Origin of the sequence: Mastigocladopsis repens PCC 10914, assembly GCF_000315565.1 — a bacterium.
Classification (GTDB): Bacteria; Cyanobacteriota; Cyanobacteriia; order Cyanobacteriales; family Nostocaceae; genus Mastigocladopsis; species Mastigocladopsis repens.
The window spans coordinates 4,459,522-4,484,680 of sequence record NZ_JH992901.1; the positions used below are offsets into that span (position 1 = coordinate 4,459,522).

General features: G+C 44.9%; 24 protein-coding genes. 7 read left to right on the forward strand and 17 right to left on the reverse strand.

Going from position 1 to position 25,159, the window contains the following annotated elements:
• The first annotated feature begins 1 nt into the window (after position 1).
• The 5 genes from MAS10914_RS0121830 to MAS10914_RS0121850 all read left to right on the forward strand — a co-directional run bounded on the left by MAS10914_RS0121830 (position 2) and on the right by MAS10914_RS0121850 (position 3,534).
• Positions 2–751: a DevA family ABC transporter ATP-binding protein gene (locus MAS10914_RS0121830; RefSeq protein WP_017318075.1), complete on the forward strand. Its 750-nt coding sequence runs from the start codon at positions 2–4 to the stop codon at positions 749–751.
• Between the two features lie 52 nt (positions 752–803).
• The gene (locus tag MAS10914_RS0121835) at positions 804–1,457 is read left to right on the forward strand and encodes a MotA/TolQ/ExbB proton channel family protein (RefSeq protein ID WP_017318076.1); all 654 of its coding nucleotides are present in this window, start codon (positions 804–806) and stop codon (positions 1,455–1,457) included.
• Positions 1,441–1,845 carry an ExbD/TolR family protein gene (locus MAS10914_RS0121840; RefSeq protein ID WP_017318077.1) on the forward strand — a complete coding sequence of 135 codons (405 nt, stop codon included), beginning with the start codon at positions 1,441–1,443 and terminating at the stop codon, positions 1,843–1,845. The genes MAS10914_RS0121835 and MAS10914_RS0121840 overlap by 17 nt, the downstream gene beginning before the upstream one ends.
• 324 nt (positions 1,846–2,169) lie before the next feature.
• On the forward strand, positions 2,170–2,376 hold the full coding sequence (locus tag MAS10914_RS0121845) for a hypothetical protein (protein WP_017318078.1): 207 nt from the start codon (positions 2,170–2,172) through the stop codon (positions 2,374–2,376).
• 600 nt (positions 2,377–2,976) lie between these two features.
• Positions 2,977–3,534 carry a methylmalonic aciduria and homocystinuria type D protein gene (locus tag MAS10914_RS0121850; protein WP_017318079.1) on the forward strand — a complete coding sequence of 186 codons (558 nt, stop codon included), beginning with the start codon at positions 2,977–2,979 and terminating at the stop codon, positions 3,532–3,534.
• Here MAS10914_RS0121850 and MAS10914_RS0121855 read toward each other — a convergent pair.
• From MAS10914_RS0121855 to MAS10914_RS0121920, 14 genes are all read right to left on the reverse strand, one after another.
• Positions 3,529–4,509 carry an NAD-dependent epimerase gene (locus MAS10914_RS0121855; RefSeq protein ID WP_017318080.1) on the reverse strand — a complete coding sequence of 327 codons (981 nt, stop codon included), beginning with the start codon at positions 4,507–4,509 and terminating at the stop codon, positions 3,529–3,531. The genes MAS10914_RS0121850 and MAS10914_RS0121855 overlap by 6 nt on opposite strands.
• A 154-nt stretch (positions 4,510–4,663) precedes the next feature.
• Positions 4,664–5,335 carry a response regulator transcription factor gene (locus tag MAS10914_RS0121865; protein ID WP_017318082.1) on the reverse strand — a complete coding sequence of 224 codons (672 nt, stop codon included), beginning with the start codon at positions 5,333–5,335 and terminating at the stop codon, positions 4,664–4,666.
• A gap of 94 nt (positions 5,336–5,429) precedes the next feature.
• Entirely contained in the window at positions 5,430–7,130 is a 1,701-nt protein-coding gene (locus MAS10914_RS0121870; RefSeq protein WP_017318083.1) for a HAMP domain-containing histidine kinase, read from the reverse strand.
• A 31-nt stretch (positions 7,131–7,161) separates the two neighbouring features.
• The gene (locus MAS10914_RS0121875) at positions 7,162–8,781 is read right to left on the reverse strand and encodes an iron uptake porin (protein WP_017318084.1); all 1,620 of its coding nucleotides are present in this window, start codon (positions 8,779–8,781) and stop codon (positions 7,162–7,164) included.
• A gap of 208 nt (positions 8,782–8,989) precedes the next feature.
• Positions 8,990–10,033 carry a glycosyltransferase family 2 protein gene (locus MAS10914_RS0121880; protein ID WP_017318085.1) on the reverse strand — a complete coding sequence of 348 codons (1,044 nt, stop codon included), beginning with the start codon at positions 10,031–10,033 and terminating at the stop codon, positions 8,990–8,992.
• A 113-nt stretch (positions 10,034–10,146) separates the two neighbouring features.
• Positions 10,147–11,448 carry a colanic acid biosynthesis glycosyltransferase WcaL gene (locus MAS10914_RS0121885; protein ID WP_017318086.1) on the reverse strand — a complete coding sequence of 434 codons (1,302 nt, stop codon included), beginning with the start codon at positions 11,446–11,448 and terminating at the stop codon, positions 10,147–10,149.
• 2 nt (positions 11,449–11,450) lie between these two features.
• Entirely contained in the window at positions 11,451–12,473 is a 1,023-nt protein-coding gene (locus MAS10914_RS30775; protein ID WP_017318087.1) for a histidine phosphatase family protein, read from the reverse strand.
• Positions 12,457–14,316 (reverse strand): ABC transporter ATP-binding protein, encoded by a 1,860-nt coding sequence (locus MAS10914_RS0121895; protein WP_017318088.1) that lies wholly within the window; start codon positions 14,314–14,316, stop codon positions 12,457–12,459. The genes MAS10914_RS30775 and MAS10914_RS0121895 overlap by 17 nt, the downstream gene beginning before the upstream one ends.
• A 328-nt stretch (positions 14,317–14,644) precedes the next feature.
• Positions 14,645–15,835 carry a glycosyltransferase family protein gene (locus MAS10914_RS0121900; protein ID WP_033365397.1) on the reverse strand — a complete coding sequence of 397 codons (1,191 nt, stop codon included), beginning with the start codon at positions 15,833–15,835 and terminating at the stop codon, positions 14,645–14,647.
• A gap of 93 nt (positions 15,836–15,928) precedes the next feature.
• On the reverse strand, positions 15,929–17,179 hold the full coding sequence (locus MAS10914_RS0121905; protein WP_017318090.1) for a glycosyltransferase family protein: 1,251 nt from the start codon (positions 17,177–17,179) through the stop codon (positions 15,929–15,931).
• 38 nt (positions 17,180–17,217) lie between these two features.
• Positions 17,218–18,717, reverse strand: coding sequence for a UDP-glucose dehydrogenase family protein (locus tag MAS10914_RS0121910; RefSeq protein ID WP_017318091.1), 1,500 nt, complete (start codon positions 18,715–18,717; stop codon positions 17,218–17,220).
• A gap of 431 nt (positions 18,718–19,148) precedes the next feature.
• Positions 19,149–19,517 (reverse strand): response regulator transcription factor, encoded by a 369-nt coding sequence (locus tag MAS10914_RS0121915; protein ID WP_017318092.1) that lies wholly within the window; start codon positions 19,515–19,517, stop codon positions 19,149–19,151.
• A gap of 167 nt (positions 19,518–19,684) precedes the next feature.
• Positions 19,685–19,846 (reverse strand): hypothetical protein, encoded by a 162-nt coding sequence (locus MAS10914_RS35800; protein WP_156818214.1) that lies wholly within the window; start codon positions 19,844–19,846, stop codon positions 19,685–19,687.
• Between the two features lie 323 nt (positions 19,847–20,169).
• Complete coding sequence (locus MAS10914_RS0121920) at positions 20,170–21,234, reverse strand: potassium channel family protein (protein ID WP_017318093.1); 1,065 nt, start codon at positions 21,232–21,234, stop codon at positions 20,170–20,172.
• A 272-nt stretch (positions 21,235–21,506) separates the two neighbouring features.
• On the opposite strand from MAS10914_RS0121920, the gene MAS10914_RS0121925 reads away from it, so the two are divergent.
• Positions 21,507–22,691 (forward strand): aspartate aminotransferase family protein, encoded by a 1,185-nt coding sequence (locus MAS10914_RS0121925; protein WP_017318094.1) that lies wholly within the window; start codon positions 21,507–21,509, stop codon positions 22,689–22,691.
• A 291-nt stretch (positions 22,692–22,982) separates the two neighbouring features.
• Here the strand turns inward: MAS10914_RS0121925 and MAS10914_RS34535 are convergent, their stop codons facing one another.
• Complete coding sequence (locus MAS10914_RS34535; protein ID WP_156818215.1) at positions 22,983–23,177, reverse strand: hypothetical protein; 195 nt, start codon at positions 23,175–23,177, stop codon at positions 22,983–22,985.
• Between the two features lie 185 nt (positions 23,178–23,362).
• Between MAS10914_RS34535 and MAS10914_RS0121930 the strand changes: the two genes are divergently transcribed.
• Positions 23,363–23,617 carry an RNA recognition motif domain-containing protein gene (locus MAS10914_RS0121930; protein WP_017318095.1) on the forward strand — a complete coding sequence of 85 codons (255 nt, stop codon included), beginning with the start codon at positions 23,363–23,365 and terminating at the stop codon, positions 23,615–23,617.
• A gap of 406 nt (positions 23,618–24,023) precedes the next feature.
• Here MAS10914_RS0121930 and tsaB read toward each other — a convergent pair whose 3' ends face one another.
• On the reverse strand, positions 24,024–24,704 hold the full coding sequence (tsaB, locus tag MAS10914_RS0121935; protein ID WP_017318096.1) for a tRNA (adenosine(37)-N6)-threonylcarbamoyltransferase complex dimerization subunit type 1 TsaB: 681 nt from the start codon (positions 24,702–24,704) through the stop codon (positions 24,024–24,026).
• Between the two features lie 150 nt (positions 24,705–24,854).
• Positions 24,855–25,103, reverse strand: coding sequence for a Ycf34 family protein (locus MAS10914_RS0121940; RefSeq protein WP_017318097.1), 249 nt, complete (start codon positions 25,101–25,103; stop codon positions 24,855–24,857).
• Between the last annotated feature and the right edge of the window lie 56 nt (positions 25,104–25,159).

Below are 25,159 nucleotides of genomic sequence, written 5' to 3' on the forward strand. Positions count from 1 at the left end.
TATGAAAAAATTAACTTCTTCTCATAGCCCAATTCACATAGTAACAACTCAACCTGTCATCTCTGGCCAAAATCTCAATCATTACTTTGGTGAAGGTGCGCTTCGCAAACAAGCGTTATTTGATATCAATCTAGATATTTACTCTGGCGAAATTGTAATTATGACTGGACCTTCAGGTTCAGGAAAAACGACCTTGTTAACCCTTATGGGTGGACTGCGTTCTGCTCAAGAAGGTAGTCTGAAGATTTTAGGACAAGAAATGTGTGGTGCGAGTAAAAGGAAGCTGCGGGACGTTCGCCGTCAAATTGGCTATATTTTCCAAGCCCATAACCTCATGACATTTCTGACAGCTAGAGAAAATGTGCGGATGTCGTTAGAGTTGCATGACGAGTTTTTAGATCAGGACATGAATGCTAAAGTAGTTGCCATGTTGGAGAGTGTTGGTTTAGGAAATCGTGCAGATTACTATCCAGAGAGTCTATCCGGTGGACAAAAGCAACGGGTAGCGATCGCCCGCGCCCTCATTAGCCAGCCAAAAATCGTTCTAGCAGATGAACCCACGGCTGCACTCGATAAAAAATCTGGGCGTGATGTCGTGGAATTGATGCAGCAGCTGGCGAAAGAACAAGGCTGTACCATTTTGCTGGTGACTCATGATAACCGCATCCTTGACATAGCTGATCGCATCATATATATGGAAGATGGTCGCCTGATCAGCGATGGCGTAGATGCAGCCGCGAAGGTGGGTTGAATCGTAGCGTAAGTTTGACGTTAAATCCTGTTGAGGAGTTGAGAAACAAAACATGGTATTTAGTAATCTATTTACAGCAGGTGGTGTGGTAATGTGGCCACTGCTGGCGTTTTCGCTGTTAGCAGTAGCACTGATCGTTGAACGTGTCCTTTTTTGGGTGCGAATCAATAGCCGCCAAAATAGCGTAGTGCGCGAGGTGCTGAATCTCTACCGTCATGATAATGTTGTTGGTGCCTTGGATAAATTGCACCAGAATACAGATTTACCCATTGCGAGGATGTTTCTAGCAGCTTTAGAACTGGAACAACCAACTCCAGAAGAATTTCGTTTAGCACTAGAAAGTGAAGCACAAGCCGAGATACCTGTGCTTAAGCGCTTTCAAAACATCTTTGATACAATCATTTCTCTAGCACCGCTGTTAGGGCTTCTGGGAACTGTTTTAGGATTAATAGCTTCCTTTGCCTCTTTGAATATTGGGGATGTGGGAGGTACGAGAACAGCAGGCGTAACCTCTGGGATTAGCGAAGCCTTAGTTTCTACAGCTTCAGGATTAGTTGTCGCTATTTTTACACTTCTATTTGCCAACACCTTCCGTGGACTCTATCAACGGCAAATCGCACTGATTCAGGAATATGGTGGACAGCTAGAATTGCTTTACCGCCGTCGCTACGAACGAGGAGATAAAACCTATGCGGCTTCCAGATGAACCAGATATACCAGCGCAGATTAACATCGTACCAATGATTGATGTGATATTTGCAATTTTGACATTTTTTATCATGTCAACGCTGTTTTTAACGCGATCGCAAGGATTGCCAGTCAATTTACCCAAAGCAGCAACGGCACAACAACAACAAGCATCAGACCCAATTACAGTGACGGTAGATAACAAAGGACGAATAAGCGTAAACAATGAACCCGTCGCCCTTGATGCATTGGTAGAACAGGTAGGTGGATTGATCAGATCTGACCAAGAAAGTGTGGTCATTATTAATGCAGATGAGCGAGTCAGTCATGGTCAAGTGGTAGCAGTCATGGATCGCCTGCGTCAAGTGCCGGGAGCAAGATTAGCTATTGCTACCGAAAAGCCCTAACGACTCATTGCTATTTGCAATCTGTTAATTGATTAGTTGTTGGTTGTTCTACTATTAGCTAACCACTAACCATTCACTATAGCAATCCTAAATCATAAGCCCTACATACACCGCACTCGCGTATGCCTGCGGCACGCACTCGCGAACGTAAACAATAGATGATTGAGTAGAGTGGGCAATGCTGCCCACCCTACGGGCGAATTTCACTAATCATTGACTATTAGCCATTGTTTACCACGGGTTTTGACAACAGTTTCATGACTCTAATAGTATTCTAGGATGGCATATTGCTTTTTCAGCTTGAGTTCTTGGGGGGAATAAGCCATGACTATTTGGGTAAATGAACAAATTGATTCATCCGGCATGATTCATGCTTGTATTGCTTGCTGTAACGAGTCTCAAGCTAAAGATTGCCATGAGTCCTTTAAGCAAAATTTGACTGAGGAGCAAAAGTTATGGGGTTGGGTGGCGCGATTGCGGACAGTCAATTCTTGGGATGAAGTTCCAGTGAATGCTTTAAAGCTGGATTAAGAAAGACAAAAGTTAAAAGTCAAAAATCAGAAGATTCGTTTTACTTTTAACTTTCTTTCTCCCACTCCTCCCTTGCGGTAGTCATGACACAGCGAAGATATTAAGAAGAACGCAGAATATCCCCATCCCTAAGGTAGGGGGATTTGATCAGGATATTTTTTTATGTCTATAAATAATTTTATCGGCTTTAGACCGCTGCTCAGAACCAGAACTCCAAGCCTTGATTCTAAATCCTGATTTTCTCTTTTGACCCCTGATATTATGTCCGGTTAAATAACCTTAATAAATCTGTAGTGAGGACTTTCGCCCTCTTGTTCTTTGAAAGCAAGGACTAAAGTCCTTACTACAAACAAGTTTGATTATGGGTAATTTCCCGAACATGATATGAGTTCTGAATAATGAAGTGCTTTTTTGGTAAAAAATAGTATCATAAAAGGTTAAAAAGAGATAAGAGGAAGATTAAGAATTCATATAATATTTTAAAGAGTTTTAAAGTATCGTCTTTTTTATGGAAAATAGATATGTTTCTTAACTCTTTAAGAGTTATCATCAGTACAAAAGATGAATTGAAAAAACCTCTAAAAACCAAATTAAAGTTGAGTGAACTATCCGACAGTTTACACTTCTGGTGGAGGCTATCCCATTCATTTGGTTGGCAAAACGGGACAAGCTGTTCAAATTTCAATTCATTATCCCAGTCAGTATATCTGTGCCAACCGCGAGCAGATATTGCCAGATTGGAAAAATCAGCTTTCTTTGTGGGTCGTGATTGTTTTACAGCAATCACGGTATGAACTCGTAGAAAGTACACCGGAAATTGAGACAGAAAAAGAACGGTTGCGGGAAAATTTTATGAGATTTGGCTGTGATGTGGCATTTAATCTGCGCGCTAGCAGCTATTTAACAGACCTGATCGACCCCCGCACTGGCTATCCTTTGCTTTCCCGTCCAGGGAAAATTCTGCACGACGACACCGCCGCTGTGAAAGCTTTATTAAGCTATCCAGTGATTCAAAACAAATGCCGCGTGTTAGTCCATCCCCATTGGGGAATGGCAGTTTATCCTAGCATTTTGATATCACAAGCTCCCCCAATCATTATTGAATGGGTAATAAGGAGCATAGCCCCCTTGCATGATTGGAAGATGAAGAGTTCATGATTTTTTGTACTCTCGATACCATTGCACAAAGCAATTTATACCTTGCTCAAGGGGAGTACTGGGCTTAAATCCCACATCACGCATTAGGTCATCTACATCAGCGTACGTCGCAGGAACATCCCCCGGTTGCATCGGTAATAGGTTCTTCACAGCTTTTTTGCCAAGCGCCTTTTCAATCACCTCGATAAACGTCATCAATTCCACCGGATTATTATTACCAATGTTGTAAAGCTTGTAACGAGCATTGCTGTTCGCTATCTCGGGTTGGGGCGGTTTGAGCATCACCCGAAAGACTCCCTCAACGACATCATCGATATAAGTAAAATCCCGCTGCATTTTTCCGAAGTTGTAGACATCAATCGGCTTGCTTTCTTCTATCGCTTTCACAAATTTAAAATACGCCATGTCGGGTCTTCCCCAAGGACCATAAACTGTAAAAAAGCGCAGTCCGGTTGCCGATATCTGGTAAAGATGACTATAAGTATGAGCAATCAATTCATTTGCTTTTTTGGTCGCAGCATACAGGGAAATGGGGTGGTCAACATTATCGCTGACAGCGAAGGGAACTTTGGTATTGACACCGTAAACGGAACTTGAGGAAGCAAATACTAAGTGCTTAATTTGACTTTGGCGACATCCTTCTAAGAGATTAACAAAGGCTGTCATATTGCTATCTAAGTAAGCCCAAGGGTTTTGTAAAGAGTAGCGCACGCCTGCTTGGGCAGCAAGGTTAACGACATAGTCAAAGGTGTACTCTTGAAAGAGTTGAGTAACCTCAAGGCGATCGCTCAACTCCAAAAACTGAAACGTAAACCCTGAGTGGGCGTCAAGCTGCGCCAAACGAGCTTTTTTTAAATTGACATCATAATAGTCATTCAAGTTGTCAATGCCTATGACCTCAATTCCTTCTTTGAGAAGACGCTGTGCTAGGTGATAGCCAATAAATCCAGCAACACCAGTCACTAGTACTCTCATCGTTAACACCCCTCAACAGTTGATAATAGATATCATAGTAAATTGTCTCTACAAATCCAGAGTTTTGAACCGAACTCCGACGGCATAAGTATCCTCCTCGCCAAAATTTTGACCAATTGCAGATTGCAACGCATACATGGCAGCTGAGGGAGTGTCAATGTTGCCGCAGTCGATAGCCCATGCCCCTGACAGTCTCAATCAAGTCACTGCCTAGTTTCTTTCGTAGATAGCCAACATAGACATCGACAATATTAGAACCAGGGTCGTAGTCGTATCCCCAAACACGATCCAAAAGCTGCTCTCGACTCAAAACTTGCTCTGGATGACGCAAAAAAGTCTCTGCTAAAGTAAATTCGCGGGCTGCTAAGTCTATGGTGCGATCGCCGACTCGCACCTTACGAGTTCGCAAGTCAAGCACGACATCACCAGCTTTGAGAAACATCTGCTCTTTTGGTTGGACGAGTTGGCGATTTCGCAACCTCAAGCGCACCCGCGCCAAAAGTTCTTCAAACCGAAAAGGCTTGGTCATGTAATCGTCAGCACCACCCTCCAGACCTGCTACTTTGTCAGTAATCTCATCCCGAGCCGTCAGAATAATCACTGGTAATTCTTCCCCTTGCCCCCGTATTTCTTCGAGCACCTCCAACCCGTCTTTTCCAGGAAGCCCCAAGTCGAGAATGAGCAAGTCAAAGTGCTTTCCTAACACCATGTTCAATGTTTCATCGGCATCGGATGCAATTGCACAGCTAAACCCATTTGCCCGTAATCCCTTTTCGATAAAAGCAGCAATCCGGGGTTCATCTTCAGCGATGAGAATTTGAGTCATATGAGCACAGAGTCAACACTTACGAGTCAACAGTTAAGAGTTAGAAGTTTTGAATTCATAACTCATAACTCATAACTTATAACTCATAACTTTTTTATTTTTGCGGAGCTTCTAAAGGTAATACTATGGTGAACATGGCTCCCTTTCTCAGTTGAGTACGGAGTATGACTTCCCCATAATGAGCTTCAGTAATCGCCTTCACAATTGACAGTCCTAAACCAGCACCTTCAGAACGACGACGACTATTGGCAGCACGCGCAAAACGCTCAAATATGCGCTTTTGGTCAGTATCAGCAATTCCCTCTCCAGTATCCCGAACCCAGAAACGGACTTTACTTTTGGTAATGACAGAGCCAATGCCTATTGTATCAGTATTTTGTGTATACTGGGTTGCATTTTGTGCCAAATTCATCATTGCTTGGGTGAGTCGCTGGCGATCTACGACGATTTGACCTTTAGCTGCAGCATCCAGACACCAGTTACGGTCTGCTAAGGCTCTAGCTTTAGCAAATAACTCTTCTGTTAGGGAAGCTACATTCACTGTCTCTAGCTGCAAAAAGTCTGGGCGCTCCGCCTTTGCCAGTAAAATCAGGTCTTCTACAAATCGGCTCATGCGGTCTAACTCATCGAACACCAATACCAGAGTTTCCTGTATCTCTTGTGGGTCATCTTGATCCATTAATTCCAGGTGTCCTCGGATGATGGTAATCGGTGTACGCAGTTCATGTCCTGCATCGTTGATGAAGTTTCTCTGGCTGGTGAAGGCTGCTTGCAAGCGGTCCATCATCTCGTTAAAGGTGGTTGCTAATTCCGCTATTTCTCCTTTGCCTCGCACTAGAATCCGCTTTTGCAAGTCAGATTCACTGATAGAACGCGCGGTTGCTGTCAGCATCCGCAAGGGACTCAGTACATATCCAGAGCTTACCCAAGCCAGCACCAAAGCCACAACCAAAACAGCAGAACTCACCTGTACGATGGTTGTGACAGCTTCTACAACTTCTTCTCGCTCACCTGCTGTCGTGTGAGCCACCACAAAGGCCCCTAAAGTTTGTCCATTGATTGTGACAGGTTCGAGAACGTAAATAATACTGCCTATGGCAGGATCGGAAATTTCCTCTTCACCTTGTTCTGGTTGAGTTTGTTTTGCCCAACGTCGCATTAACACTGAATCTTTGGAAAGTTCTTTTGGTCGCCCTCTGGGGCTAGATTTGTAAAATTTTCCGTGTACGATGCTAATCAGAAAGGTATCGTCTTCCGGAAGCTGGCGAGACAAAAACTTATCAAAGAATTCTTCCAGTTCTTCTTCAGAAGATGGAAGCTTCATCAGACGCTCATCTGCGTCCATCTCAGACTCTTCCCTATTCTCAGTATTTCCTCTCATCTTGTAGGGTATAGTTCCATGTGCCAACAGAGCCTTAAAATTCTCCATCTTTTCGTTTTGTTCCCTGCGGACTCGTGCATCAACGCGGGTATACAACAGCAGACGAAACGCCGGAATCGATACTATAAAAATGAAGCTGATAATCAATATATACCAGAGAAGAATCCGGGTGCGTGCCTCTCCAAAAAACTTTTTCCAACCTTTAGATAGGTTGGGTATTTTGGTACGGCTCTTACGGTTGTGATTTATTCGCGGACTGATTTCCTCCGACATTCGTCCTGTTTTATCGGGTGTCTTGAGCAGAATGCATCCTTTATTGTATTGTAACAAGTTATCAAAAGGTGAATTACCTCGGCTTCGCGTTGGCACGGAGTGCTCGCCTAAGCGCAAAGTACACGCACTCGCCTTTGGCATTACGCTGGGGGGAATGCCAAGCAGTACCTTCTCAAAACCTGAAGGTTGTCCGAATGGTGCCGACGTAGATTGTGCTGGTGTTATGATTGTGTTCTGGGCTAGCAATCACTAACACTCCAGGGGTAATAGCGAGATGGTCATCAACCTGGAAGCGATAGAAAGCTTCTAGATGTAGAGCCGTGTCTTCATCTTCGTACGGCTGTCCAGCAACCTTAAATTCGTTGTTGATAACTTTGGGCGGTTGACCGATCGCAATTCCCGCCACGTTCCCTTCTCTACCCAGATCAAGAAAAGCCAAAGTGAGTGCCCAATTCAAAATATTCGCCACTGGGTTGTTTGGCAGATCAGTGGCTTTAGCATGAGTAAACCCGAGCCAACCGGAAAGGGCAAGCTTAGAGTTAATTGCGATCGCTGATTGCAACCCAAAGGAGTCGGCGGTCACAGCATCACTCTCGTCATTGAAAGGATCGTTAGCACCTCGGCTCCCGGTTCCTGTGTCGAGGCTGTTGTAGGAGTGGATGTAGGTGAAGCCAACTTTGAACGTGTCGCTGGGTTCGAGAGTGAGTTGAGCGATCGCCGCGTAGCCAGCTTTATCAAACCCAACTTCTGGATCGTTGATATTCTCAGCGAGATACCCTAAACTCAAGCTGACCGTTTCACTGAACTCGTAGTCTAGCCCTACTCCCATCTCACCTCCCTGGCGATAAATCGGATTGCGCTGTGCAAAGCGGGAGATAGAGCCACGACCACTGCCAGTGAAAAACGGATTAAGAGTATTGGTAAAGTCGTTAAGGCTACCACCTACTGCCTCAAGATAAACAACAGCTTGCTCTCCTATGGGGAAGCGATATTCCAAGCTGGTGAGGTTGAAATCGCTGTTGCTGTTTCCTTGAAAAGCTAAACGAGCCATGTCAGTTCCCGTCGCATGATCAATTCCAGAGATATTCCTGGCTTGTAAACGAGTTCTAAGTATGTCTTTTCCAGTAAAGCTAGTATTAAAGTTCAGGCGTACCCGGTTGCTAAAAGTAAGATGACTATCGGTAGCATCGCCTGAACCATCAGCTTTGTCACCGCTACCAACTCCAGCAAGGGCAAAAAGAACTTCTCCCTGAAGTTTAGTAGTCGTAGAAAATGGCTGTCTTGGTAAACGGGCTTCCAAACTATCTAATTTTTTTAGTACAACCTTTAGCTCGTGAGCAAACTCAGTTTGTAACCGTTGTAAGGTTTCCAAGTCTTGTTGGCTGACGCGGTTAGAGGTGTGTGCGATCATCAGTTCACTTATACGGTTCATGGTTGCGGTAAGACGCGCAGCAAATTCATAGCGAGTCATGGCGCGGTTGCCCCCAAAAGTGCTATCAGAATAACCTGCAACCACGTCGTAGCGTTCTACCAGAGATTTCAGGGCTTGAAAAGCCCAGTCGTTCGGTTGAACCTCTGCTAACTCAGAAACAGAGGTAATTTTGGCTAGAGGAGCAGTGAGGTGAATGTCCTGGTCGATTGATGCACGACTGGAGGGAAATTGCTGATTTGCAGTTGACACTGGTGCTTGATTGCCAAAAGTCCCATCTGCTAGTGACAGGGTGATTGTGAGGGCAAGAAAGTTGAGTTGGCAAAAATTCCACACAACTTTTGACCAAGATTGCTTTTTCATTTTGCAAAAGAGTTTCTTGAAACTGCACTAGGAACCTGGCTTTTCACCCCAACTTCACATCAAAAACGCTAATTATATGCGTTTGCCCTGCCAGTCTGTCTTTGTGTACATAGTAATAATAATGACAAGGAAGCGCAAAATCTTTTAGATTTTGCGCTTGCAGCGGCATCACCGCTGTCATTGCACAGCTATTGGTAATGAACAACCCTTAAACCTTCGATAATTCTGGTGTTGCAGATTTGGGGTTCTGTATAGGAGTTAGCTGTAGCTTCCGTTGAGGCAAAAGTCGGGCATAACGCTCAGTGAGATAACGGTTGAGTATCTTGTCCAGAAAAGCAAGGGTTTTTTTCAATGGCTTGTTCTCAAACCCGAAGCTCAGGCTACGGGTAAGGGGTTTGATGATCGTCCCTCTTCGCCTCCATCCCAACTTTTTGTACTTGGTTTTGAAATATCCATCCTCGGCTAGATTCCACTTCTCACGGATGTGATTCAAGCTAGCCAACGTCCACGCATTGCTCCAACGAAGCATATAGAAATGGATATCTGTCCACTCAAGTGGAGGTCCTGGTACATAAGTCACCAGAGAGTCAGGCTCAAAGTACACCGTGCCTCCCGCTTGCGCTACACTCATACAGAAATCGAGGTGTTCTTTGGTGTTGAGCATTGCTTCATCCAATAGACCAATTTGCTTAAATATCTCAGTGCGAACTAGCACGCAGTGAAACTCTGCTAACTCTGTTTGAGTCCGTTGAAGTTGGGGACGTAATTCTGCTACAGTATGACCTTGCTTGTACATTTTCTCACGCAGATGTCGTCTGCCTTTGATATCAGTGACAATGCGGCATTCTCCACCTGCAAAGTGAACTCTTTGGTGTAAAGGTTTCTTTTCGCACATCAAGGGACCGACTACGGTAGCTCCTGTTTCCTCAGCACAAGTCACTAAGGCTTGCAGCCAACCTGGTGAAACTACCACGTCATTATCGATAAATACTAAGTACTTGGTATCAACCTGACTCAAACCGATGTTCCTGGCGTGGTTGGGGGAAAGGTAGTAATCTGTGCGAATAATTTTAAAGTTCTTTTGTTGTGCTTGGGTTTCGAGGTAGCGCCGGACTTTAGCTGGTGAATTCCCATCTACATAAATCAGTTTGAAGGGAAAATCTGTATGTTCGTAAATGCTCTCGAGTGAGTCTTGAGTGCAGCTAAAACGCTCACGGGGCACAATCACGAGTGTGACTACGGGTTCTGTCATTGTTAATAACTCCTGATCTGAAATTTCCTTGTATGAATTGTGATGCTTTCGTAGTTAGCGCTTAAGTGCTCTTGAAAGGACTAAAGTCCTTACTACAAGTCATCCATCAAAAATTAATGCGATGGACTACTAGTCAGAGCTAAGGGTTGCTGTTGTAACTTTTGGTTAGGTAATTGGGAATTGACCAGTTGCTGGTAAATTGCAACCAGTTCATCGTTGAGCCTGTTCATGTCGTATTTTTCTTCAACACGCGCACGACCAGCTTGTCCCATTTCGTGCCACATTTCTGGATGGGTGATGAGGTAGCTTAATTTCTCGGCTATGGCATCAGGGTCTTGTTCTGGGACTAAGAATCCGGAAATGCCATCTTCCACCAATTCGGGAATCCCACCGTGGAGAGTACTAATCACGGGCAAACCCATTGCCATTGCTTCTTTTAAGGTATTGACAGGAGCATCCTGATTGCCGTCAGCCGCCGTGACGCTGGGAGCAACAAAAATATGGCTGTTGTCAAGAATTTCAATGATTTCCCGCTGCTGTTTCCATCCCAGGAGTTTGACAACATGACCAACATTGAGTTCCGTAATCAGTTGTTGGAAGTGTTCCTTTAAAACTCCGTCGCCGATGATGTTGTATTCGATGTTCGCGTGAGTATCAGCAAGTTTGGCAACGGCGCGAATTGCATACTCGATGCCTTTCTTTTCCACCAAGCGTCCTGTCGTTGCAATCCGCACTCGTCCATCTTCCGGAAAATGACGAGGCTTAAAGACAAATTTACTACAATCAATTCCGGAACCGTGAACCACTATTTTCTGCGGGTTGCAACCCAAAGCAACAGCGCGATCGCGGAAAAATTCGCAGTTTGCTAAGAAAAACTCTCCTTCCTCAAAGAGTTGGTCATAAAAGTGTTCGCCCTGCTCTTGGACATACTTGCTGATATCAATACCACGAAATGTAGTAATCAATTTGCCCTTGAGAATACCAGCATTGCGAAAGGCTAAAGCGATGGGAGCTAAAGTGCCAAACTGACAGTGAATAATATCGTATGACCCATCCTTAAGTAGCGGTACCGTTCTGTAGAAGGATTTTAAGGTGGCAACTTCCGGACCATACTTCCAAGGGTTGAGAAATTGCAAGGTCCTTAGGGAACCTTTATCAATATTTGTTAAAACCAACCCCAAGCCTTTGAGAAGACGCAACAAGTCGTTTTCAGGTCGAGTGGGAGGGTAGTAGGTGCGCTTCAATAGGTTATATTCTTCGATAACGGGATGCGCCTTACCAGGATTTTTGGCTGGAACACCATTGACGGGATGGATGTGAACTTCATGTCCGCGATCGATTAAACCAGTTATCTGATTCAAGATGAATGCTTCTGATAAAACAGGGAAGCGCCAAACTATAAATGCGATTTTCATAACTAAATGCTAAAAACGGATTTGGTTTGTGCTACAATTGGCTCAAAAATTAAGTCCTTTTCCACACCTGAGACATTCATCGCTTGTAGTATGGGAGGATGATGGGAACCGGGATAGTGGATGCAGGTCATTGCCCCCTCACGCAGTTGCAACCGCCATTGGTCTGAATTCATGCCGAGGACTTCACCAATAAAGAGCTTGATGATGTCTTCGTCAGTGAAAACTAGCTTTGTGAGCCACTGGTTGGAGGAACGGTTCTGCACTGCAGTCTCAATTTCTTGTAGGGATTGAAATCCTGATGGCACAAGTAACAGACGTAGACCTTGATTCCCCTCCTGGAGTTTGGGTAGGTTTTCCCCCACATGGGAGGTAAGATTCATCGCTACCAATCGCCCTGACTCCAGAGAACCATCGGGAAAATGCAAGACACTGATGCCGCAATTGGATTGCTGGATGCAGTGGTAGCGGTCGGGTGTGACACCAAGGGCGGTGGTGATTAAGGCGCGGTTTGTGCCACCGTGAGTTACTAGCAACAGGGTCTGACCGATGTGACGGGGTAGCACCTCCTGCCAAAACTGCCGCACGCGATTATAGAGATCTAGAGCAGGGTAGAAAGATTGATAGGGGATTTCCATGCTAAACTCATGGGGGCGCTGCTTCCAGGTACGATAGTCGGCAGCGAATTTTTCTTGGACATATTTGAACGTCAGACCCTGCCAAGCAGGCAAATCAGTTTCTCGCAACAGGTCAGTCACAACAATAGTGTTTGGGTCAACAGTAGGAGCCATCACCCCTAGGATTTCCCTAGCTGTTTGGTGCGCCCGCTTCAGAGAACTGGAGTAAACTGCATCAAACGCTAGTCCCTTCAGGTAAGCTCCAGTTTGGCAAGCAGCACTGCGCCCTGTTTCTGTTAATACTGATTCATCACTACTGCCCTGATATAAACCGAGAGCATTGTAGGTACTCTGTCCGTGGCGAATGAGAATAACGCGGGTTGCTCGCCGTTCCTCAAGCTTCAAGTGCATAGGTATCTCCTTCGCGGAAACTGCCATTGTTAACAATGTTCTGTAACTGATACAGGGTTGCGTATTGACCACCCAAACGCATCAGTTCGTTATGGGTACCGCACTCTAAGATGCTTCCCGCCTCTAGGTAGAGAATCAAATCTGCGTGTTCGACTGCCCTAAGGTTGTGAGAGATGAGAAACGTAGTCCGCTCTTGAGTCAGCCGCTCTAATGCTGCACTGACAGCGCGATCGCTGGCGTTGTCCAGACCTGTGGTCGGTTCGTCAAGAATGATAATGGGAGCCTTACGGATAGCAGCACGAGCTATGGCAATCCGCTGCCTTTGACCACCCGATAGGGTTGCACCCCGTTCGCCTAGGATCGTGTCGTAGCCTTGGGGCAGGTTCATGATGAAGTCATGAGAATTCGCTAGGCGAGCTGCTTTTTCCACTTCTTGGTCAGTTGCCCCTAATTTCCCGTAAGCAATGTTTTCTCGGACACTGACAGCAAACAGAACACTTTCTTGCATAACCACGCTAATCTGCTGCCGTAGAGAGTCCAAGGTATACTCGCGAATATCCTGAGCATCGATGAAAATACGACCTTCCACAGGATCATAAAGTCGGAGGATAAGGCTAACAAGAGTTGACTTGCCGCTCCCAGAGGGACCAACTAATGCCACCCGTTGCCCAGGTTGCACCACAAAGTTAATTTTTCTTAATATTTCCCTGCCCGGTTCGTAGCCAAAAGACACATTCTCAAAGCGCACTACTCCAAAAAAGCGATGAGCCTTTTTCGCCCCTGGCAGATCCCGTACGTTTGGTTCATAGTCCAAAAGTTCGACCACCCGCTCACCGGAAGCAGTTGCTTTGGCAATCTGCCCAACTTGATTGGAGAGTTTTCGCACGGGATCAAAAGCATTTTTCAGGTAGGTGATAAACACCAACAGTTCACCAGGGGTGAGGGCTTTGTGCAGTACGACTTGCGAACCCCGCCATAATACTACAGCGATGATAATCGCCATCAATACCTGCACTGTCCGTTCCAGCGCTGCTGAAAGTTTCAGAGATTGGACAGCTTCATCTAAGCTTTTGTTATTTTGCTGCACAAAAATGCTTTCCAGCAGGTTATGGAGAGAAAGCGCCTGCACCACCTTGATAGCACCAATCGTCTCGCCCGTTGTGGAAGCTAAAGCCCCTTCAGAAGTACGATGTTTGCGGGCAAAGCCGCGAATACGGCTAATCAGACGACTGGTGAACAACAAAAACAGGGGAAAAATTGCGATCGCCAGCAACGCCAGCTCCCAATTGAGCCACAACATCACCGCCAACATACCCACCAAAGAGACAATATTCGTCAGCAAAGGCAGGGCAGTTTTGATGGTAACAATCCGCATCTTTTCGATATCGCCTGTAACACGAGTGATCAGGTCGCCACTCTTGAACTGCTGGTGAAAGGACAAGGACAGACGCTGCAAGTGACTGAAAAGATTGCCGCGCACCTCTGACAATACCTGAACGACAGCCAAGGACATGCCATAGGTACTCAAGTACGCAGCCATGCTACCCACCCCAGAAATTACCACAATTGACCCAGCCAAGAGCGTGAGTAGCATCATTGGCTCAAGAGTGTGGCTCACCCCAGCACCTGAGGAGTTGCTATGGGCTGGTACGAGGATGTGGTCAAAGATGATCTTCAAGGGCCAAGGCTCGAGTAACCGCAGTCCAGTCTCGACCAATAGTGCCAAGAATGAACCAGCAATCAAGAGTCTCCGCTTGCTGATATACGGCCGGAACTTGTACAAAATCCGCCCAATCCCTGGTAATACACCCTTGAGGTCTTTTTCGTTGGAGCGATGACCCATTCACTATCTCTCCCTGATGATTGTATTTAGATTTTGCATTTTGAGTTTTGAATTGAGACTTCTGAACTCATAACTTCTAGAATTCTCATTTGAATCAAGTACAAATTTATCTGTGTTAATCTGTACGCCAGTCGCCACAACGGGGGGAACCCTCCGTGCCTCCTGCGGAGGAGCTTTGCTAACGCGCAGCGTGCCCGTAAGGACTCAGGGCTTAGTTTGCAAAGGAGGAAACCCTCCTTGCAACTTCTCTGTGCAAGGCGCTGGCTCGTCCATCTGTGGTTCATTATTTCTTTGGTGTACTTTACCCAATTGCAAACCGCTATAATTCTTACTCCCTAGGCAGCGAGCTACAAAGTAACTCGTTGATAACAGCAGCAGTTTTCTCGGCTCCCTGGAGGTCAAACATCTTAGAAATGTTAGCCACTGGCTCTTTATTAAGACAGGCAATCATTCTTTGAGCAAGATGCATTGGTTCTAAATCGTTAGGATTAATGACTTCAACAATTCCTAGCCGCTCTAGCTTCTGAGTTCTTACTAACTGCTCCTTATCCTGTGCGTCATGTCCTATAGGTACCACGATGGCACGGACACCTGTTTTGAGAATGTTCATGGTGGTGTTGTATCCAGTTAAGCTGATAGAAAGCGCTGCTTTTTTCAAGTACTCTAGAAATTGGGATGTATATCTTTGTATGTTGACATTGGCTCGCTTTGATGCTAAAAATTGCAATTTCAAAAAATTTGCTTCGGGCAAAAAAGGACCAGCAAAAATTTGGAATTTATGCGGTATTTTTTTTTCCAAAAATGAGCTTGCTTTTATAACTGAGGCCAGAAGTTCATATCCAATTCTCCCTCCACCAACGCTAACTAAAATCATCGGATGATTTTTGTCAATTTCAACCAAAATTTTATCTTTTTCACTACTATTTACCGTTTGGGATTGCGCCACAAAACCAGTGTATTTGATTTGACAGTTGAGTTCTTTGTATCTGGGAAAACTTTCTTCAAATTTCTGAAATTTTGGATCGGCATGGAACAATATCAGATCAAAGTACTGATTCACAAGTTGACATATCGTCTCTGCCTCTTGGGGAAAAAACTCACTCTTGATAACATCTCTCAGGCTACAGACAATCTTAGTTGAAGGTTTTGTTGATTGTATGTGTTCAAGGAGGGGAAGCAACTCAAAAAATAGCTTATGCCTACCAAAGGGGAAAAACTCGGTAATTAAACAATCAGGTTCTACTCTGTCGAACACCGAAATGAGTTGATGTTTTCTAATCTTTTTAACTTGCTCAACACTCTGAAATTGCTCTTCTACCTTAAATTTATCATCCTCTAACCATAGTGCAGGTAAACTGATTATTTCAACGGTAGATGGAATTTCAACCCCCTGTACAGGTGGTCCACCATTGATGAAATAAACTTGAAAGTTTTTCACCAGACTACGTACAATTTCTGTACTCCGAATAAGATGCCCCATGCCACTGAGATATTGGCAGTAAAACAGGATTTTTTTCATTGTTTGTCCTTTTTTATTTTTTCAAGTTTATTACGAATAACTCATGACAAACCTCATCAGTTAACTTTAATTTGTCCCAACTTACTTAACTTGTTACTGCACGAGGGTAGCTAGACTTGCTGATGGAGTAAATTCTTGGTAGAGGAAGCTGAATTTACGTTTCCTAACTGTTTGAGACAGCAGCGTGGAAATATAATATGTAACGCGAGGTAGAGCGTTCATATCCAAATCAAAAGCAGGCACAAGCTGCTGTTGGTTGAGCTGGCTCAAAACTTCATTCATCAAAACTTGCGGGTTGAGATGTTCTGGGTGAATAGCTTTGAATAAACCCAAATGAGCCATTCTCTGTGCTCGTATCAACTGTTCCTTTGATGGTTTGATGCGGGGTACAATGACAGCGCGTTTTTTCAAGGAGAGTATTTCGCAGGCAGTGTTGTAGCCAGCCATTGATACGATCGCATCTGCTGCATCAATATAGCTTATCAAGTCATCTGTAAATTCCTTGATCTGAACCTGGGGATACTTCTGTGCTGCCTGATACAGGTCTTTTTTCTGCTCTTGTGGCATCTCTGAACCGCAGATAACTAGACTCTTGAGGTTGTAGTGTGCTGGTAGCAGTGCCAAACCTGACAGATATGTATTAATCAACTGATAACCATCTTCTCCCCCACCCGGAGTCACCAAAATCAGGCGTTCCTGTGGTGATACTTGCAACTCCTGTTTGATGCGGCTACGGCTTTTTAGTCCTGGCTGGCGGCGGATATAGCCGCAGAACCGCACTTTCTGGGCGATGGCAGCAGGAAATTGATATTCTTTAACGGTATCAAACACCTCTGGCATCCCTACCACCAAGACGAGGTCATAAAACTTCTCAACAGCTTCGCAGTAGCCATGCTTTTGCCAATCTGCGATGGTGGTTTCCGGGTTGTCCAGAATATCTCGCAGCAACAGGACAAGTTTGGTTTTGACGAGTGTAGTCTGCAGATAGTTTAAGGTTGCAGTCAACTCGTTTTTCAGACCGTAAGGCTTTTTATCTACCAAAAGCAGGTCGGGCTGAAAATTGGTGACAGCTGATAAAATTAGATCCGATCGTAGCTTGACAGTTTCATCGATGTCTGTTCCTAGGTACTTGACAGCCACATTGCCAGTTTCGCCCCGGTTGAGACAGGGAAGCTTGATGTAATCTAGTCCCTGGGGTAGCCGAAAGCCCTGTAGCATGGGTGAACCAGACACCAGCAAAATGGAAAGGTCGGAAACCTCACTCAGCAGGTGTTCACAAATCGCAAGCATTCTGCGAATGTTGCCCAACCCGAATGCGTCGTGGGAATAAACCAGCAGTCTCATTGTTTAATGTTCCTAATATTTTAAGTTAAGTGTTAGTGTTAGTTGTTCGTTACGACTAACCTTACGGGTATCTCCTGTGGAGGGTTTCCCTCCTGCAGCGCTGGCTCACCACTAACCACTAACCGTTGACTAATGACTAATCGCTCTGCAATGGTAGTTGGCACTGTCGGTTTTGTAGGGGCGTAGGATGTTACCTTTGGGACAGCAGTCGGGCGACCAATACTAACGTAATAAAAACCAGCCTTTGCCAAAGTCTCCGGGTCTAAGAAATTCCGCCCATCAATCATGACGGGGCTGATCATCGCTTGAGCAAGTTTGGCGTAGTCCAGTTCGCGGAACAGTTGCCAGTCTGTTACCAACACCAGTGCATTGCAATCACTAGCAAGTTGTTCTGGGTCATTCACTAAGGTGACATTTGCTTGTGGCTGAGAAACTATGGGGTCATAAGCCTTTACGTTAGCACCCAGACGAGTCAATTCCGCAATCAGATCCAAAGCGGGAGCATCGCGTAAGTCGTCGGTGTCTGGTTTGAAGGTTAAACCCAAAAGTCCGATGGTTTTGCCCTTGAGGATTTTCAGCACTTGCTGAAGTTTTTCAACTGCAATCAAGCGCTGGCGTTGGTTGACACTGACAGTAGTTGAGAGCAGTTCGGCATCGTAACCGTAATCACGAGCAGTATGAATTAATGCAGAGACATCTTTCGGGAAGCAGGAACCACCCCAGCCAATGCCAGCTTGGAGAAACTTGTTACCAATACGGGAGTCAAATCCAATACCCTTAGCAACTTGGGTGACATCTGCACCAACGCAATCGCAAATATTAGCAATTTCGTTAATAAAACTGATCTTCGTTGCCAGAAACGCATTGGCAGCATACTTAATCATCTCAGCAGATGCCAAATCTGTCACGACAACAGGCACCGGGGGTAATGATGGCTCAGTGGCAAACTTGCGTTGAACAATGGGAGCGTAAAGTTCTTGCATCAAGGCGATCGCCCTTTGACTATTGCTACCTAATACAATGCGATCAGGATTAAACGTGTCGTAAACTGCTGAACCTTCCCGGAGAAACTCTGGATTGCTGAGAACATCAAACCCAGAAATATCTTGTTGCCGTTGTGCAACCCCATCCATGACAATTCGCCGTACCCAGTCTCCAGAACCAATTGGCACTGTGGATTTATTCACGATAACTTTGTAACCACGGTTGAGATGAGTCCCAATTCCACGGGCAACCGCTTCTACGTACCGAGTATCGCTTTCACCCGTGGGCAATGCAGGAGTTCCCACAGCGATGAATAAAATCGCACCATGAGTAACTCCGTAACCCAAATCGGTTGTGAATTCCAGTCGCCCAGCTTGCATAGTAGAATGCATAATCTCTTGCAGTCCCGGTTCAAATATGGGTGAGTGTCCAGACTGCATCAATGCAACTTTGGCAGCATTATTGTCTACGCAGACGACATGATGTCCAATCTGCGCTAGACACGCTCCCGTAACCAAGCCAACGTATCCAGTACCAACGACGCAAATATGCATGGCACAAATCCTCGCGCTAGGTAAGTAGGGGAATATTCTTTGATTGTTAATGCTTAGATTGCCAATTGGGCATGAGTTCTTTATGAACTTCTGATGAGAGTTTTCTCACAAAAAAATTCCCCACGGGAAAGTGTCGTAAAACGAGATATGGTCTACTTTCTGATTTTTTCTAAAGGAAGTAGTAGCCAAAGAATTTCAAGCGCTAGTAAGATGATACAATCTCATCTATTAAAACTATACAGTTTTATCTATTTTTGTGGAGAATTTTGCTTATTCCCACATTCTGCAGGTTAGCTCGATCATTTTGGTATTTTGCAAAAGCCACGGAAAACAAGCTTTTTAACCCTCGAAGCCGAAATAATGCAGGGGCAATCGTCCGTCGATAAAGTATGAGACATTTTGACCAAATTCGGGTTTTGCCGAGACAACCCTTAGCTTTTACAATCTCCCAACTGATTGCGAATTCTTGCCAGTAGATCATAAAAGCTAAAGGGCTTAGTAACGTAGTCATTCGCACCCGCTTCTAGAGCAGCTGCTTTACCCCGCTCATCAGTAAGAGCTGTCACAACAATAACGGGAAAGTGTTTTCCGTGATTTCGCAGTTCTTGCAATACCATCCAGCCATCCTTTACGGGAAGTCCCAAATCAAGCAACATCAAGTCAAAATCTCTACTTTCAGCAACGAGAAGCGCTTGTTCACCGTCTGCTGCTACTGAGGTGTTAAAACCATTTTTTCGCAGTCCTTTTTCAACAAAGGCAGCAACACGAGCTTCATCTTCAACAATTAAAATTTGGGTCATTGGTAATGATGGGTAATTTTCTAGTCTACTTTAGAACTCTTACAAAAGTCAATTTTTATGAAAAAAAACACAGATAATTTATCTGTGTTTATCTGAAGGACACTGCGTTGCGGTGAGTCCAGTCCTGCATCCAGTCCTGCAGACAGTCAGACCAATACTGCAGTTTCTTACGGAGGGTTTCCCACGACCGATGCAACTGGCGTTGAGGCAGCCTCTGGGCAGGAGATAGCAAGTGTCCGTTGTTCATCTGTGGTTCCAAATATCTTTAAAGAGGACTTTTGCAAGAAATCTCTTATTGTAAAGATGTACAACTGAAAGTATTCAGTCATTTGTACTGCCTAGAGGACAGTAGCCTATCCCTACTATGCCAAAAAATGAACAGTCGCTTATTTATTCGGATGGAAAATGCAAAAAGCCGGATGGACTCCAACAGAGTAGACTAGAAGGCACTTCGTCAAGCATAATTAAACTAGCTTTCTACAAAAGTAGTAGGAAATTATAATAACTCTCATCGCTAATGAGAGTTAAATAGAAAAAGTTTAAGACAAGTATATCATTATTGCCGCAGTTGATAGCCCATACCTGTGGCATTCTCAATTATCTAGCTGCCTAGCTTCTTGCAAGAAAACCTCAATAACCTACAGTGATTCGACTAACCCTTCCTAGGTCGCCGCAATTTCTTGGAACGAATTGGTCCTAACATTTGGTTGAGTGTACGTAGTTGTTCGGCTGTTCCCATAGCAATAAGTACATCTCCTCGCATAAATATCGTTTCAGCAGTGGGACCACCGATGAGTTCGCCATTAGCACGGCGGATGGCGAGAAGTAGCGCACCCGTTTGCGATCGCAAGTTTGCTTGTTCTAAAGTTTGACCGACAAAAGGACAAGCAGCCGGGTCAAGCAAAAATTCTTCCATGTACAATTGTCGGTCTGTACCAGAGATAATGCCATCTACAAAGTCCATCACTTGGGGTCTAAGGGCTGCTGCTGCCATTCGCTTTCCCCCAGTAATATAGGGAGATATCACGGCATCTGCACCGGCACGTTGTAATTTTTGTAAAGCTTCTTCCGTGCTGGAGCGGGCGATCGCCCTAATATTTGGATTAAGTGTTTTCGCTGATAATACGACATATAAATTTTCAGCATCTGAAGGGAGTGCAGCTACGATACAAACTGCTCGATCAATGCCAACTTTGAATAAAGTTTCATCCAAAGTGGCATCACCTTGGTATACCATATAACCATTAGCTTGGGCTAGTTGTACAGATTCTAAACTGGAGTCAATCACTACAAAAGGAACACCTTCTGCCCGAAATTCTATGGCAATTTGGCGACCTGTGCGGCTAAATCCACAGATAATATAATGCTCCGTTAACGATTCCATTAAGCGCCTCTGTTGTCGTATTTTAATTCCGTGTTGAAAGTAGCCTTGAATAACGGCTTCTGTGAATCTGTTGACAATGTAACCAATACTGACAACTCCCATCAAAATCAAGGCAATGGTAAACAATCTTCCTCGGGCTTCTAGCGGTCGAGTTTCACCGTAACCAACAGTAGCCAAGGTGATGACTGTCATGTAAGCTGCATCCTCCCAAGACCAACGCTCTACAAATCTGTACCACAAAGTGCCAACGAGGAAGACACCAACAAGGGCAATAACCCCTGCCATTAATTCTTTCTGAATACGTTGATATTTTTGCTCAAGTGTGGAATACACGATTTTTTTCCATAGCCACTCGTTTGAGAATATCTGAGTGCTAGCTTAAGATGAAGTTTGTAAGAAGATTTTTTTCAAGATTCTCATACAGACCAAAAACCAACGGTAATATAAAAAATTTCAGGAGTTAGGCAGTGAGCATACAAACTTCCCAAGTTCCGCTCAAAGGAAACCTCCGCTCGGACTTCTCTGTAATTGAACCGACGATAGACCCCAGATCAGGTTCTGTGCCGTCTAGCCCCTTTGATACGGATAGTTTTCATCAATCGGTCATGTCCACCTACGCGCGGTTTCCTCTCGCCCTAGAACGGGGTGCTGGATGCCGTGTTTGGGATACGCAGGGGCGGGAATATCTCGACTTTGTGGCTGGAATTGCCACTTGCACTTTAGGACACGCCCACCCTGCTATGGTGGAAGCGGTGACACAGCAGATACAGAAGCTACACCACGTTTCTAATTTGTACTACATCCCGGAGCAGGGAGAGTTGGCAAAGTGGATAGTGCAACATTCCTGTGCTGATCGCGTATTTTTCTGTAACTCTGGGGCAGAAGCAAACGAAGCTGCTATTAAACTGGCGCGGAAATACGCCCATACAGTGCTACAAATTGAAAAACCAATCATTTTGACGGCACACGCGAGTTTCCACGGTAGGACTTTGGCAACAATTACTGCTACAGCTCAACCGAAGTATCAAAAGAATTTTGAACCTTTGATGCCCGGTTTCCATTATGTCCCTTATAATGATATTGGTGCGGTAGAAGCGGCGATTAGCGAACTCGATGAAGGTGATTACCGCGTAGCGGCAATTTTGATAGAACCATTGCAGGGAGAAGGTGGCGTACGACCAGGGGATCTTGCGTACTTCCAAAAGCTGCGGCAGATTTGCGATGAAACTGGCATTTTGCTCATTTTCGATGAAGTGCAAGTCGGGATGGGGCGCAGCGGTAAGTTATGGGGTTACGAGTGTCTTGGCGTTGAGCCGGATATCTTCACCAGTGCTAAAGGCTTAGGCGGTGGTATCCCTATTGGGGCAATGATGAGTAAATCCTTCTGCGATGTTTTCCAACCTGGAGAACATGCTAGCACCTTTGGCGGAAGTCCTTTTGCCTGTGGAGTTGCTCTCACCGTCTGCGAAACTTTGGAACGGGAGAACATTTTGCAAAATGTACAGGATCGGGGTGAGCAATTGCGAGATGGTTTGCGGGCGATCGCCACAAAATACCCCAATCACATCACCGAAGTCCGTGGCTGGGGTCTGATCAACGGTATGGTGTTGGATGCAGATATTCAGCTAACAGCAGCGGAGGTTGTCAAAGCTGGCATAGATGAGGGTTTATTGCTCGTTCCAGCCGGTCCCAAGGTCATCCGGTTTGTGCCACCCTTGATTGTGACAGACAAAGAAGTAGACCAGGCGTTGCAGGCTGTTGATAAGGCAATGGCGACTGTCAGAGCATAATTCGTAATTGATAATTCGTAATTCGTAATTGAATTGATAATTACGAGTTACGAAATTCAATGATAAACGATATCAGCGAGAATTTTTGGAGTTGCATTATTCCCGAAACCACCTTGAGGACAACGCTCAGTTTACCAGGTTTTGGTCTTAAGCGAACCGTATTGTTACTTAGAAAGGGTTATAGATATTATAGCGGTTTGCGGATGAGTGAGTTACAAAACTTCGCTCTCAAAGCCAGATATACAGCCTGTTTTACTTCTGAAGGGCAGTTTCACACTTGAGGGAACCTCCCTATGGCTGATGCCACGCCTGACGGCGTAAGTCCTGCGGACAGGCTGCGCCAACACGTAGTGTGCGTGCGCTTACGGGTATCTCCTCCCCAGAGACTGTGCCAACACCAGTTGCACCGGGCGTGGGAAACGTCGGTGCAGCGAGCAGTTCTGAGGGGGGTAACCCTACCGTAAGAAACTGCGGTACTGGTTTCACCGCAACGCGCTGCCTCCTCCTGACGGATGTATTCTGCTATAAATGTTAGATGCTTACACAACACCTTATTTTGGATTAAGTTATAATTAAATTATCGGGAAATATTTTCGGCTATGTGACTGAAGTTTATAAACAAACACCTCTCCGGATCTAATTTTTTATACCCCTTGATTCAGGAGATTTTTATGTCAATTTATGTCAGTAATCTATCTTATGAGGTTGAAGAAGATGACCTCAGACAGATGTTTTCAGAGCATGGATGTGTTAGGAAAATTCAAGTATCTCTGAACCATAAAACTGGTGAGAAGAGAGGATTTGCCGTTATAGAAATGGAAACTGATGCCGAAGAAGCAGCGGCAATTGTGGCGCTCAGAGGGATTGAGTGCATGGGTCGTAGCCTCAAGGTTAATAGAGCTAGGACTAAGTACAGCATTTCATAAATCTGTGTCGATTTAACTAGAAATTAGCGCCGCCGTCTCTAGTCTAATATGAGTCGGACATCAATACAAATTAGGTAAAAAAATGCAAGCTTTATTAAAGAGATCGAGTCAGTTACTGACTCACTCTATAACGGATAACAGCCAAGGACATACAAATAAATATATCGGGCAATCCATGTCGAGTAAGCATAGTTGCCCTTGCTGTTCATACACTTTACTCCGTCATATGGGTTTAGGAGGCCTCTACTGGCGTTGTAGCCATTGTTACCAAAAAATGCCAGTTTATACCCCATTGCAGGAAATGATATCTGCACTTATGAACCAGCGAAGAAATGTGATCACAGCCATTTGAAGCTACAATCGATACCACATGGTTTTTGACCATCAGTATTTATTATGCTGGTTTTCACATCTGGACAGGATGTTGCCCATAGAATGGTAGCGCTTCTGACCAGTTGGGACGCTGCCCTCGTTGCCATTCTAAATATGCCAGTTGCAATATGCTTGTGACTGTCGCTGCTAATTCAGATTTGGCGTCAATAAGTTGATAACTGGTCTTCCAGTTCGCTAACTTTTCCTGCCATGCTTCTGGTGTCAGCACAGTATCTGGTAGTAAAACGTTGAGTCCGGAAGCATCGGTTGTGGGTTGATAAATAGCTGCAAAAACTTGACCTCTTTGGGCGGGCATTTGTACGGCGATGGCTTGATCCCCCTGTTTTTCCTGCCCTTCATAAGGGGGACAAGGGGGGATCTGTGACCATGCTACAGCTGCCAAAGTAGAAATGGTAAATACAGGAATGCCTAGCTGTTGTCCCAAAGTGCGGGCGGTGACAACTCCAATGCGAGTACCAGTAAAACCTCCAGGTCCCCTTGCTACGGCAATAAACGCCAAGTCTGCCCAAGTTTGGGGTTTGATAAATTCAAGTAAATATTGATGCAAATGGCTGGATAATTCACGGTCTAAATCCCAAACTTGAGAACGGGTTTCGCCAGCAAAATGACTCATTGCCAAACCCAATTCGCGAGTGGTAGTGTGGAGTGCCAGTCCGTATTTTGTTAATTGGGGATTTTCTAATTGAGTGGACAAAGCTATTTTTAAGCTATTTTTAATATGAGTATTTTATAACGTCTTCAGTATTTTACTGAATCTTTCCACATTGATTGAAACATCAAAATATGCACGACTACCACAGCAAACAGTAGTAGCCGCGTTTAACACACACAACAAAACCAATAATCAAGTTGGCACTAACTCACCAGGACGTAACTTAGACCACTTACCCATTTCGCGCTTAAAGCTGAGACATCCCACAACATCCCATTCCATTTCAATGACATCTTCGCGTGGGCGGATGTTAACATTAATGGAAGGTTCATTCGGCTCAAAATCTGGCGTTTCGGTCAAGTGGGGTTGTTGGTGCTGCCCTTCTACCGCATGGTAGGTGATACAGCGGTCTACATAGTGGCAATTTACACAAACACACATAATTGAACCAACTCCAGGGACCTTTATTGATAATCTAGCTTAAGCGCCATTGTTAT